Source organism: Roseomonas sp. TAS13, assembly GCF_001950415.1.
Classification (GTDB): Bacteria; Pseudomonadota; Alphaproteobacteria; order Acetobacterales; family Acetobacteraceae; genus Roseomonas; species Roseomonas mucosa.
Window position 1 is genome coordinate 1 of sequence record NZ_BDLP01000115.1, and the last position, 12085, is coordinate 12085.

Sequence of the window (12085 nt, forward strand, 5' to 3'; positions counted from 1 at the left end):
CCAGCGCCCCCTCCCCCCCCATGGCTGCCGTCCGGGCGGGAAGCGGGGCGCAGCCGGCGGCGCCGAGCCAGCCGGCGATCTGGGCATCGTCGAAGCCGGGCCAGCGATGCGCCTGCCGCGCCAGCAGCTCGCCGCGCTTATGCGGGGCGAGGTCGGCGATCAGCAGCCGGCCGCCGGGCGCGAGCACGCGGGCGGCCTCGGCCAGCACCGCTGCTGGGTCCTCGGCATAGTGCAGCACCATCTGCAGCGTGACGGTGTCGAAGGAGGAATCGGCGATCGGCAGCCGGTACATATCCGCCTGCCGCACCGCGCAGTGCTGTGCCAACCCGCGCTCGGCCAGCCTGGCGCGGGCCAGGGCCAGCATGGCGCGGGAGGCATCGACGCCCAGGGCGGTGTCGGGGGCCGCCCCGGCCCGCCCGGCGGTCAGCTCCAGCAGGCGACCGGTGCCGGTGCCGATATCCAGCAGGCGCCCGGGGCGTGCCGGCAGGGCCTCCAGCAGCGCCGCCTCGATGGCGGCGGCGGGCAGGCCCAGGGCACGCATCTCGTCCCAGTCCGAGCCCTGGCGCTGGAAGGTCTCGGAGGCCTCGCGCGCCCGCTCCGCCGCCAGCCGCGCCGCGGCGCGCCGGTCGGCGGCGAGCTGCGCGTCTTCCTCCGGCAGCCGCGCCGCGATCATGTGGGCGAGGCCGGCCTCGGCGGGGACCTGGAAATAGACGTTGGCCCCTTCCGGCATCCGGTGCAGCAGCCCGGCCTCGGTCAGCAGCCGAAGATGGCGCGACAGGCGGGGCTGGGACTGGCCGAGCAGGGCGCAGAGGTCGGACACGCACCAGGCCCCCCGGGCGCAGAGGGCCAGGAGGCGAAGGCGCGTCGGCTCGGCGGCGGCACGAAGCTGGGCGAGAAGTTCTTCCACGGCTGGACAATGACATAAAGATATCCTTATGTCGAGTGGATGGTCTGGAACCTCGATGCCCGTATCCCTGTGCTGAGCCTGCCCGACGCGGCCGGGCTGCGGCAGGCGCTGCGCGCCGGCCCGTCCGCCGCGCTGCTGCTGCCGGAGGGCGCCCCGGATATCGGCGGGGCGGTGGCCACGGCCCGCTTCCAGCCCTTCGCCAGCCATGCGGTGGCCTGTGCCTGCTGCGGCGGCCGCTCCCCCCTGGCCCAGGCGCTGGACCGCCTGTTCCTGGAACGGGTGCGCGGCACCTGCCCCTGGTTTGAGCGCGTGCTGGCGCTGACGGAAACGCCGGATGCGGCCGCCCTGCTGGAGGGCGTGCTGCGGGAGGATTCGGTAGTGACGGCCCGGTTCCGGGAGGATCGCGGCGGCTGAACCGGCGGGCCAAGTCCTGCCGGCATGGCTGCCCGGACGGCAGCGGGCCGTGCCGTATCGGCCCGGCATACTATCCTTCCGGGAAAGCCTGCCCAGATCCCCTCCAGATCCGCCCTTGCGGTGCCATGCACGCCGGATGCGGGCAGGGGCCGCCAGGGATGCCGAGGAAACGCCATGACCACCCCGCCCATACCCACCCGGCGCCCGCTCGTGATGGCCTGCATCATGGTGTCGATGTTCATGGTGGCGATCGAATCCACCATCATCGCCACCGCCATGCCGAGGATCGTCCGGCAGCTCGGCGACTTCTCCCTCTATTCCTGGGTCTTCTCCGCCTTCCTGATGGCGCAATCGGCCACCACGGTCATCTATGGCCGCCTCGCCGACATCCATGGCCGCCGCCCGGTGCTCTTCGCCGGGATCGCGGTCTTCCTGGCCGGCTCCCTGCTCTGCGGCCTCGCCTGGTCGATGCCCTCGCTGATCCTCTTCCGGCTGCTCCAGGGCCTGGGCGCCGGCGCCATCCTGCCGGTCGGCACCACCGTGGTCGGCGACCTCTACCCGCCCGAGGAACGCGCCCGGGTGCAGGGGCTGCTGGCCAGCGTCTGGGCCGTCTCGGCGGTGATCGGCCCCATGGCCGGGGCGGTGCTGGTGGAGCGCGTCTCCTGGTCCTGGGTCTTCTGGATCAACATCCCCATCGGCCTCCTGACCATCGCCGGCCTCGCCTATGCCCTGCGGGAGACGGTGGAGCGCCGCACCGCCAGCGTGGACTATCCGGGCGCGCTGATCTTCGCCGGCTGCGTCGGGGCGCTGCTGATGCTGCTGACCCTGGCCGGGGGCGACGCCTCCTGGCGCGGCCCCGGGATGCTGGTGGCCGGGCTGGCGCTGCTGGCGGGCGTGCCGCTGCTGCTCTGGCAGGAATCCCGCGTGGCCGCCCCGATGATCGCCCTGGACCTTTGGCGCGAGCGCATCATCCAGTCCGCCAACGGCGCCACCCTGCTCGCCGGGATGGGGCTGATCGGGCTCTCCGCCCTGCTGCCCGTCTATGTGCAGGGGGTGGTCGGCGCCTCGCCCCTCGCCTCCGGCTTCACCCTGACCGCCATGTCGCTCGGCTGGCCCCTGGCTGCCAGCCAGACCGGACGCATCAACCGGCACCTTGGGATGCGCAACACCACGCGGCTGGGCACCGGCCTCTTCGTGCTGGGCACCGTGCCGCTGCTTTTCCTGGATGCGGACTCGCCGCTGCCGCTGGCGGCCCTGGCCTCCTTCCTGGTCGGCCTCGGCATGGGGCTGTTCACCACCACCTGCGTGCTGCTGGTCCAGGGCAGCACCGGCTGGTCGCGCCGCGGGGCGGCCACGGCCTCCAACGTCTTCTCCCGCCTGCTGGGCAGCACGCTCGGCGTGGCCCTGCTGGGCGGCATCTTGAACCTGGGCGCGCAAAGCGCCCTGCGGGCCACGGGCAGCGCCGATTCCACCGGAAAGATCCGCAACATCCTGGGCGAGGGCGGCATGGCCGGTCCCGTCGAGCCTGCCCTGCGCGCCGCCCTGCTGCACGGGCTGCACTGGGCCTTCTGGGCCGTCTTTGCCCTGGCGGTGCTGAGCTTCCTGCTGGCGCTGCGCATCCCGCACCCGGCCGCCCAGCCCCACCTGGGCGACAGCGCCCGGCCGCAGGAGGGCTAGGGGCGCCGCACTCCGCGTCCGGCCGCCGGGGAAGAGGCGCTGCCTCTCCGCCCGGCCCCCCTCTCCGCCGGAGAGCCATGCTCTCAGGCGCAATCAGGCATCAGCGAGAACCAACTCATCGGGTCCAGGGCACGCAGTGTCCTGGCGGATAAGGGGGGCCGGGGGAAAAGGCGGAGCCTTGTCCCCCGGGGACAGAGCGACCCCGGACCACACTACGGCGGGCCTGTCCCGTGCGGACAGGCTTGTGGTTCAGGCGTCGCTCGGCAGGGTGCGGTCGCCGTCGCCGAGGGCGCGCTGCATGAACACCACGTCCAGCCAGCGGCCGAACTTGAGTCCGGCGGCCCGCAGCACGCCGGTCTGGCGGAAGCCCAGCGACAGGTGCAGGCCGATGGAGCCGACATTCTCGGCATCGCCGATCACCGCGAAGATCTGCCGGAATCCCGCCGCCTCGGCGCGGCTCAGCAGTTCCGCCACCAATGCCTTGCCGACGCCCTGGCCGCGGACATCGTCGCGGATATAGATCGAGTCCTCCGCTGCGAAACGATAGGCGGAGCGGTCGCGGAACTGCGCGTAATAGGCATAGCCGACGACCTCGCCCGCCTCGTTCTCCGCCACGAGCCAGGCCCAGCCCGCCTTCTGCACATGCTCCAGGCGATGCCCCATCTCCACCTGGTCCGGCGCCTCCTCCTCGAAGGTCCCGGTGCCACGGGCCACGTGATGGGCATAGATGGCGGTGATCGCCAGCAGGTCGGTCGGTCGCGCGTCGCGAATAGGCATCAAGATCTCCATATTCGCGACCGAACTTGTCGGCGGGCGGCGCGGGAAACAAGCCATGCGGCCCGCGTGGCGATGTCTTTCTTTCGGGAAATCCATGAAACAGCCCTCCCGCCCAGCCCTCGCGGCCCGGGCGGGAGGGAGGCGTGGCGCCCGGGGTGTTGCGTCCCCCCCACCCAGGGCGTCACGCGGGCCGCATCAGCGCGCCTGGAGCAGTTCCGGCACCGACAGGAGCATGAACTCGTTGTCGTCCGCCTTGGTGAGTTGCCGGCCCGCACTGAAAGGCAGGTTGTTGTCGTTGGCCACGATGATGTGCGTGTCGTCCACCCGCGCCACGTTCTCGATCGTGAGGAAGGGGAAGGAGAAGCGGCCGGCCTCCAGCCCTGTGTCACCGCGCTGCCGCGCCAGCCCCTTGGGGTCGCGGATCGCCATCAGGTCGATGCCGCCGATGCGGCGGATCTCGCCGTCGCCCTCATCCGCCCCCATATCCACCAGTGTGATCCGCTTCACCCGCGCCGGGGTGGCGAAACAGGCCGGCGGCTTCGCCCCGCCGGTGCAGGCGCGGGAAGGATCGCCCTCGCCATCGTCACGCTCGATCACCAGCGCGCGGCTGTCGTCGATGAAGTTGAAGTCGCCGATCGACACGGCACCCTCCGAGAGCCGGAAGCGCTTCGAGCGGCCCGTCCAGTCCCCCTTCTCCAGCGAGAATTCCAGCACCCGCAGGAAGTTCCCCTCGCCCTGGTCGCTGCCAGGCTTGAAGAGCGGCTTCTCCAGCATCGCCCAGAGCGTCTTGCCGTCCGGCGTCAGCGCCATGCCCTCGAAACCGCCCGAGCGGCGCGAGCGGAAGGGCAGCACGCCGTTCGGCGTCGCCGCGGTGCCCAGCGCGGGGTTGTCGGGCGACATCAGCACCTGCCCGTCCAGCTTCGTTTCCACCACGCGGCGGACGCGGCCCTCGCGGTCCACATGCACCAGGAAGGGGCCGAACTCCTCGCCGATCCAGAAGCCGTCGGCCACGGGCTGGATGCTTTCCGGGTCGAAATCCGCCCCGGTCAGGTAGCGACGGTCCGTCGCCTCATGGGTGATCCGGAAGGGCACCTTCCGCTCGGGGTCGGACAGGAAGACCGTCTGCTCCACCTGCACCGCGCCCGTCGCGAAATCCGGCCGGATCTTGCGGAAGGCCAGCAGCGCGTCGGAGCTGTTGCGCTTGTTGCCGAAGCCGTTGTCGGTCAGCACCCAATAGGCGCCGGGCTCGCCCGCCACCGGCTTGATGCCGGAGAAGCCCTGCACCGGCTGCCCCTGGAAGGGTAGCGAGAGGCCGGTCGGCCGGCCATCGGGCGCCGGGCCGGTGGTGCCGGGAATGCTGCCGGCCTGGTCGGTCCGCAGGTTGCCCGGGCCGGTGAAGCGCCCCGACATCCGCGCCTCGGCCGGCGCATCGCCGGGAGGCGGGACCAGGGTATTGGCCGGCAGCACGGCATGGCCGGTCAGCACGGCCTCGAAGTTCCGCTCCGCCGCCTGTCCCTGGCCGGGCAGGGCCAGGGCGGCAGTCACGAGGCCGCCCAGCAGCAGGGCACGGAGGGAGGCGCGGAAAGTTCCGCGGTTGAAGTTCGGCAAGCGAATCGCCCCTGTTCTCATGGGGCGGCGCTTAGCCTCCGCAGGCTGCAAACCGGTGACAGAAGCATGACACCGGAATGACGCAGGCTCCATGTTGGATCATGCCGGACCGGGGCGACCGGCGGCACGCCTGTCAGGGGGCGGGATTCGTGCCGGCGATCTCGCCCATCGACCGGCGCGGACGCCCCGCATGGTCCCAGTTGGAATCATCGAGCCAGGCGGCGATCGCCTCCCGCCGCGTCGGCCACTCATCCTCCAGGATCGAGAACCAGGCGGTGTCGCGCGACCGGCCCTTCACGATCTTCACGCTGCGCAGCGTGCCCTCATAGGTGAAGCCCAGCCGTTCCGCCGCCCGGCGCGAGGGGGCATTCAGCGCATGGCACTTCCAGGTCAGCCGGCGATAACCGAGATCGTCCATGACATGGCGCATCAGCAGGAACATCGCCTCGGTGGCCGCGCGGGTCCGCTGCAGCCGGGGGCCGAACCAGATGTTGCCCAGTTCGATATGCGCGTCGGCCGGAAAGATCTCCATCAGGGTCAGCCAGCCATCGGCCGTGCCGGTGCGGTGCTGCCGGATGGCCCAGGCGATGGGGTCGTGCTGGCTGGCGAGGCCGGCCACGTGGCGGCGCATCGCCTCCTCGTCTCGGAACGGGCCATAGCCCAGATAGGCCCAGGAATCCTCGGCATTCGTCGCCGCCCGGAACAGGTCCGGGGCGTGGCGGGGATGCAGCGGCTCCAGATCCACATTCTGCCCGTGGTGCGGGATCCGGGACGGCAGCGGGCGGGGGGTGTCGTCCACGACAGGCCCCAGCGGAGGCCCCTGACGTGAAACGGTGGATGGCGTGATCATCGGGACGTGATCCTGGCGCCGAAGCGGCACTTCGGCAATGCGCCGCGACAGGAGCCGTTCCGGCAAGGATCAGGCAAGGATATTCACCTGCGAGGCAGCCGCGGTGAGCTTGGTCTGGGCCTGGGCCACGGCCTGCTGGGCCTGGGCCACGGCCTGCTGGGCCTGGGTCAACGCCGCCTGGTCCTCGGCGATCCGGCTCGCGCTCGCCTGCGCCTGCTGGTCGGCGGCCAGTTGCTGCTGCGCCCTCGCCTCCTCGGCCTTTGCCTCCTGCAGGACGGCCTCGAGTTCCGAGGTGCCGCTGCCGCCCTGGCTGGCCCCTGCGGCGCCGCCCGGCGACGCGCCTGTGGCGGCGCCGCAGGAGGCCGCCTGGGTGGCGCCGGTCCTCGCATTGCTGGCGGAAGGCAGCGGATAGCCCTGCGTGCCCGTGGTGGCGGTGATGCTGGTCATGGCCAAGGCCTCCCGCGCCCGCCCCATGGCCGAGAACCCCTCCGGCCGGACCCGGCACGCGGTGCAAGGGACCATGCGGAGGTTGAGGAAGCGTGAAGATGCGCCCCATGAGATGCCCCCCGTGACCGGCCGGGGCGGAAGCCATCCCCGCCCGTGGCATTGCGAATATACGTAAACCACAGGGCAGGAACGTTCATTCCACGTTGCCTTCCGTGGCGCGGCACCCCATAGCTTCCGGCGCCATGAACGCCCCCGCACCCAACGCCGCCTTCTTCCACGAGACGGTCCTGTCCGTGCATCACTGGACCGACCGGCTCTTCTCCTTCCGCACGACACGCGACCAGGGCCTGCGCTTCCAGGCCGGGCAGTTCGTGATGATCGGCCTGATGGTCGAGGGGCGGCCGCTGCTGCGCGCCTATTCCATCGCCTCCGCCCCCTGGGACGAGGAGCTGGACTTCCTGTCCATCAAGGTGCCGGACGGACCGCTCACCTCCCGCCTGCAGCACCTGCAGCCGGGCGACAAGATCCTGGTCGGGCGCAAGCCGGTCGGCACGCTGATCCTGAGCAACCTGCGCCCCGGCAAGACCCTCTGGCTGCTCTCCACCGGCACCGGCCTCGCCCCCTTCCTGAGCCTGATCCGCGAGCCCGAGGCCTATGACCAGTATGAGCGTGTCGTGGTGGTCCATGGCGTGCGCCAGGTGGACGAGCTGGCCCATCGCGCGCTGATCGAGGAGGAGCTGAAGGAGCACGAGTTCCTCGGCGAGGTGATCGGCGACAAGCTGCTCTACTATCCGACCGTGACGCGCGAACCCTTCCGCAACCAGGGCCGCGTCACCGACCTGATCACCTCCGACAAGATCACCGGCGATCTCGGCCTGCCGCCGATCTCGCCGGAGCATGACCGCGTCATGCTCTGCGGCAGCCCGGAGATGCTGGCCGATTGCCGCAAGATCCTGGAGGGGCGCGGCTTCCACGAAGGCAGCCAGCACGAGCCGGGCGAGTTCGTGATCGAGAAGGCCTTCGTCGAGAAGTAGCCGCTCGCCACCGGAAGAGAACGGAAAAGGGGGATGGCCGGCGGGCCATCCCCCTTTTCCGTTCCTGCCGCCCGGGACCGGGGAGGGATACCCTCCCCGGCCGCGCGGTCAGTGGACGTGGGCCCCGGAAGCACCGATCCCGGTCTCCGAACGCACGTACTGCGCGTCGAAGGACGCGATCTCGCGCCGTGCCCGCAGGCTGTTGTCCATCTTCGAGAAGGCCCAGATCCCCGCGAAGGCCAGCGGCATCGAGAAGATCGCCGGGTTGTCGTAGGGGAAGAGCGCGGCGGCATGGTGGAAGGTGTCCACCCAGACCGCCTTGCTCAGCACCACCATCACCACCGCCGCGACAAGGCCGAGCAGGCCGCCGCAGAGCGCGCCCGTGGTGGTGGTGCCGCGCCACATGGTGGACATCAGCAGCACGGGGAAGTTGCAGCTCGCCGCCACGGCGAAGGCGAGGCCCACCATGAAGGCGACGTTCTGGTTCTCGAAGATATAGCCGAGATAGATGGCGACGAGGCCGATCACCACGGCGGAGATCTTCGACAGCCGCACCTCCTTCTTCTCGGTGGCGCGGCCGCGGGCGATCACGCTGGCATAGAGGTCGTGGCTGACCGCCGAGGCGCCCGAGAGCGTCAGGCCCGCGACCACGGCCAGGATGGTGGCGAAGGCCACGGCGGAGATGAAGCCCAGGAAGAGCGAGCCGCCCACCGCGTTGGCCAGGTGCACCGCCGCCATGTTGGTGCCGCCCAGAAGGCCGGTGATCTTGTTGTAAACGCCCGATGCCCCGTTGGTGTAGTAGACCGGGTCGTTCATCAGGAAGGTGATGGCGCCAAAGCCGATGATGAAGGTCAGGATGTAGAAATAGGCGATCAGCCCGGTCGCGTAGAAGACCGACTTGCGCGCCGCCTGCGCGTTCGACACCGTGAAGAAGCGCATCAGGATATGTGGCAGCCCGGCCGTGCCGAACATCAGCGCGAGGCCCAGCGAGATCGCCGAGACCGGGTCCGCGACCATGTTGCCCGGCGCCATGATGCTGACGCCCGACGGGTGCACCTGCACGGCGGCGGCGAACATGCGCTCCGGGTTGAAGCCGAAATGCCAGAGCACGGCGAGCGCCATGAAGGTGGCGCCGACCAGCAGCAGGCAGGCCTTGATGATCTGCACCCAGGTCGTGGCCTTCATGCCGCCGAAGGCCACATAGACGATCATCAGCAGCCCGACGATCACCACCGCGTACAGGTATTGCAGCCCGAAGAGCAGCTGGATCAGCTTGCCCGCCCCCACCATCTGCGCGATCAGGTAGAAGGCCACCACCACCAGCGTGCCGCTGGCCGAGAGGATGCGGATGCTGGTCTGGTCGAGGCGGAAGGAGGCGACGTCGGCGAAGGTGAACTTGCCGAGGTTCCTCAGCCGCTCCGCGATCAGGAACAGCACGATGGGCCAGCCGACCAGGAAGCCGATGGAATAGATCAGCCCGTCGAAGCCGCTGGCGAAGACCAGGCCGGAGATGCCGAGGAAGGAAGCCGCCGACATGTAGTCTCCGGCGATGGCCAGCCCGTTCTGGAAGCCGGTGATGCCGCCGCCCGCCGCGTAGAAGTCGGAGGCCGAACGGTTCTGCGAGGCGACGCGGTAGGTGATCACCAGCGTCATCGCCACGAAGGCGACGAACATGACGATCGCCGCCCAGTTCAGCGCCTGGCGCTGCACCGGCCCGGAGATCGCGTCCGCGGCCCAGGCCATGCCGCCGAGGCCGAGGGCGAGCGTTCCGGCCGTGACGGTGAGGAGCTTGAGGAGGCGCATCAGCGGCCGAGCTCCTGGCGCAAACGCTGCGTCATCTCGTCGAAGCGCGTGTTGGCGCGCGCGACATAGATGCCGGTCAGCACGAAGGCCGAGACGATGACCACCAGGCCCAGGATGATCCCCGTGGAGGTAGCACCCCCGGCGATCGGGGTGGCCATCAGCCCATGGGCGAAGGCCACGAGCAGGATGAAGCCCAGATAGATCACCAGCATCACGATGGAGAGCGTCCAGGCGAAGCCGGATCGGGCCTTGACCAGTTCCTGGAAGGTCGGGTTGCGCAGGATGCGGTTGACCTCGCTGTCCCCGGCATCGGCCCCGGCGGCATCGGTGACGGGTATCGTGGTTCCCAGCGGGATCGCCATTATGTTTCCTCGATTCGCGGGTCTGTGGCCCGTTTTCCTGTGGCGGTTTTCAGAGTGGCCGGCCTCGCGGGCTCTGCCCGCAGAAGGCGCTCTGGTTCGGACCCTGCCATGTTCGTTCGGCATGGCGACAGGGTCAATCGCGAAAAGGGCCGAGGACCCCTCTCCGCGGCAGCGTGGCGCGCGATCGCCCAGCGAAACTGTTTCAGAAACGCGACACATTCCGGACCGGCAAGGTCAAGGATCCCGCCCCTTCCCATCTTGGCCCTCCCCACTCCGGCCTGCCCACAGCCATCCCAGCAGGTCCACCGCGACGGCGATGCCGCTGCCCACCAGCGTCGCCAGGATGCGGTGGCTCGCCGCCTCCGGCTCCGGCATGGCCACCAGGGCGAGCAGGAAGACCACATAGGCGCTGATCGCGGTGGAAAGCGCGGCGTAGTTCACCCTTTGCAGGGCATAGCTCGCCCAGGCCATGGCCAGGATCAGCAGCGCCAGGGCCCATAGGCCAGGCTGGAGCATCGCCGCCACCAGGGTCGCGCCTCCTGCCCCCAGCAGGGTACCGGCCACTCTTTGCAGACCGCGGGAATAGGTCTCATCCAGCTTCGGCTTCAGCACCATCACCGCGGTCATCGGAGCCCAGTAGCCGTTCGGCAGGTTCGCCAGATGGCTGGCCAGCACGGCTCCCATGGCGGCGCAGGCGAGCCGCAGCGCATAGCCCTGGTCCGGATTCCGGCGGCTGGCGAGGAGGCGCAGGGATTCCAGCAGTTCCGGGATCTGCAGGTCGGAAGGCCAGCTCCGGGGCGAGGGCAGGTAGCGCCGGCAGGCCACCAGGATCACCCACTGCAGGGCGCCACCCACCAGGATCAGGCCCCCCCGGCCCAGCGCGTTCTCCAGGCTGGCCGGAAAGGCGCTGGCCACCGCCAGCGCGATGTTCCATTGCAGCCCCAGCCACCAGGCACCGATCCCGGCCGCCGTCAGCAGGCCGCAGGCCGCCGCCCAGAGGCCGCTGATCAGGAGAAGCAGCGGCAGCCACTGTCCCGCCAGGGAGCCCACGGTGGCCGAGGCCGCCATCCCCAGCATCGCCACCAGCATCGGCATCGCCCAGCCGCGCGAGAAGCGCTGCAACGCGCCGAAACCAACGGTCATGGCGCCGCTGGCCGCCACCAGCCCATCCGACGGGCGTCCGCTCAGCAACCCGGCGACCAGAACCAGCGCCAGCGCCGGCAGGCAGAGCCAGGCGATGCGGATCTGCCGGGCCTTCCAATCCAGGTGGAAGATCGTGCCTGGCGGCTGGAGGTCCGGCAGGCGGCGCTGGCGGAAAAATCCAGGCATGGTCCCCCGGCCGGTGCTTCCAGGCAAAAGACCTGCCGGGACGCTTCGTTGCAAGCGGCGGTTTGCGCAGTGGCGGGAAAGGCGCAAAAAAGACCGTACCGGTCTGGAACGCCCGCTGCCGGTCTTGCCCGCCGCCACTACCCGGGAACCCCGCGATGAACGACCCTGGCCCGCTTTCCTCCGGAACCGCCTCGCCGGTGCTGGAGGCCCTGCTGACCCGCCATTCCATCCCGGCCCAGTTGCTGCGCGCGCCGGGGCCGGAAGGCGAGTTGCTGCACCGTATCCTGGAGACCGCCCTGCGCGCGCCGGACCATGGCGGGCTGCATCCCTGGCGCTTCGTGCTGATCCGGGGCGAGGCGCGGACCCGTTGGGCCGCCGCCGTCGAGGAGGCAATGCGCGCCCGCGACCCCTCGGTGACGCAGCCGATGATCGACAAGCAGTGCGGCCGCATCCTGAACGCACCGCTCACCATCGCCGTGGCCGCGCATATCCGCGAAGGCAAGATCCCCGAGGTGGAGCAGATCCTCACGGTCGGGGCCGGGGTGATGAACCTGCTGAACGCCTTCCACGCCGAGGGCTTCGGGGCGATCTGGCTGACCGGGGCGAACGGCTACGACTCCATTCTGGCCCGCCGCCTCGGCCTGGGCGAGGGCGAACGGCTGCTGGGCTACGTCTTCGTGGGCACGCCGGACGGCGAGGTCCGGCCGTCCCGCCGCCCGGAACTGTCGGCGCATGTGACGGACTGGGCCGGCTGATCCGGGACGCCGCTTCCCGCGGCGCCTTGCGTCCAGCGCCGTGCTTCCCCGGGGGCAAGGCTCCGCCTTTCCCCCGGACCTGTCTCTTGATCACATCTACGCACAGCTCCACCGTAAGGCGA

The 12085-nt window shown here is 70.3% G+C and carries 12 protein-coding genes; 4 read left to right on the plus strand and 8 right to left on the minus strand.

The window, feature by feature from the left end:
- Positions 1-907, minus strand: a 907-nt coding sequence (locus ROTAS13_RS11040) for a metalloregulator ArsR/SmtB family transcription factor (protein WP_075822351.1), incomplete at its 3' end; no start/stop codon positions are given.
- A gap of 39 nt (positions 908-946) precedes the next feature.
- On the opposite strand from ROTAS13_RS11040, the gene ROTAS13_RS11045 reads away from it, so the two are divergent.
- Both ROTAS13_RS11045 and ROTAS13_RS11050 read left to right on the plus strand, forming a co-directional pair.
- Positions 947-1321 (plus strand): hypothetical protein, encoded by a 375-nt coding sequence (locus ROTAS13_RS11045; RefSeq protein WP_075822352.1) that lies wholly within the window; start codon positions 947-949, stop codon positions 1319-1321.
- A 174-nt stretch (positions 1322-1495) separates the two neighbouring features.
- Positions 1496-2998 (plus strand): MDR family MFS transporter, encoded by a 1503-nt coding sequence (locus ROTAS13_RS11050; protein ID WP_075822353.1) that lies wholly within the window; start codon positions 1496-1498, stop codon positions 2996-2998.
- Between the two features lie 249 nt (positions 2999-3247).
- On the opposite strand, the gene ROTAS13_RS11055 is transcribed toward ROTAS13_RS11050, so the two are convergent.
- The 4 genes from ROTAS13_RS11055 to ROTAS13_RS11070 all read right to left on the minus strand — a co-directional run bounded on the left by ROTAS13_RS11055 (position 3248) and on the right by ROTAS13_RS11070 (position 6680).
- Positions 3248-3775: a GNAT family N-acetyltransferase gene (locus ROTAS13_RS11055; protein ID WP_019462678.1), complete on the minus strand. Its 528-nt coding sequence runs from the start codon at positions 3773-3775 to the stop codon at positions 3248-3250.
- Between the two features lie 195 nt (positions 3776-3970).
- A complete protein-coding gene (locus tag ROTAS13_RS11060; protein WP_171979078.1) occupies positions 3971-5383 on the minus strand; it encodes an esterase-like activity of phytase family protein in 1413 nt (470 codons plus the stop codon).
- A 133-nt stretch (positions 5384-5516) separates the two neighbouring features.
- On the minus strand, positions 5517-6233 hold the full coding sequence (locus ROTAS13_RS11065; protein WP_075822354.1) for a GNAT family N-acetyltransferase: 717 nt from the start codon (positions 6231-6233) through the stop codon (positions 5517-5519).
- A gap of 69 nt (positions 6234-6302) precedes the next feature.
- Positions 6303-6680: a hypothetical protein gene (locus ROTAS13_RS11070; RefSeq protein ID WP_139323320.1), complete on the minus strand. Its 378-nt coding sequence runs from the start codon at positions 6678-6680 to the stop codon at positions 6303-6305.
- A gap of 242 nt (positions 6681-6922) precedes the next feature.
- Here ROTAS13_RS11070 and ROTAS13_RS11075 point away from each other — a divergent pair, with 242 nt between their 5' ends.
- Positions 6923-7714 carry a ferredoxin--NADP reductase gene (locus ROTAS13_RS11075; RefSeq protein WP_075822356.1) on the plus strand — a complete coding sequence of 264 codons (792 nt, stop codon included), beginning with the start codon at positions 6923-6925 and terminating at the stop codon, positions 7712-7714.
- 108 nt (positions 7715-7822) lie between these two features.
- Here the strand turns inward: ROTAS13_RS11075 and ROTAS13_RS11080 are convergent, their stop codons facing one another.
- The 3 genes from ROTAS13_RS11080 to ROTAS13_RS11090 form a co-directional block, all read right to left on the minus strand.
- Entirely contained in the window at positions 7823-9517 is a 1695-nt protein-coding gene (locus ROTAS13_RS11080) for a cation acetate symporter (RefSeq protein WP_019462672.1), read from the minus strand.
- A complete protein-coding gene (locus tag ROTAS13_RS11085; RefSeq protein ID WP_019462671.1) occupies positions 9517-9879 on the minus strand; it encodes a DUF485 domain-containing protein in 363 nt (120 codons plus the stop codon). Before ROTAS13_RS11085 ends, ROTAS13_RS11080 begins: the two co-directional genes overlap by 1 nt.
- A 234-nt stretch (positions 9880-10113) precedes the next feature.
- On the minus strand, positions 10114-11208 hold the full coding sequence (locus ROTAS13_RS11090) for an FUSC family protein (RefSeq protein WP_083755480.1): 1095 nt from the start codon (positions 11206-11208) through the stop codon (positions 10114-10116).
- A gap of 155 nt (positions 11209-11363) precedes the next feature.
- Here ROTAS13_RS11090 and ROTAS13_RS11095 point away from each other — a divergent pair, with 155 nt between their 5' ends.
- Positions 11364-11963, plus strand: coding sequence for a nitroreductase (locus ROTAS13_RS11095; RefSeq protein ID WP_019462670.1), 600 nt, complete (start codon positions 11364-11366; stop codon positions 11961-11963).
- Positions 11964-12085: the final 122 nt, after the last annotated feature.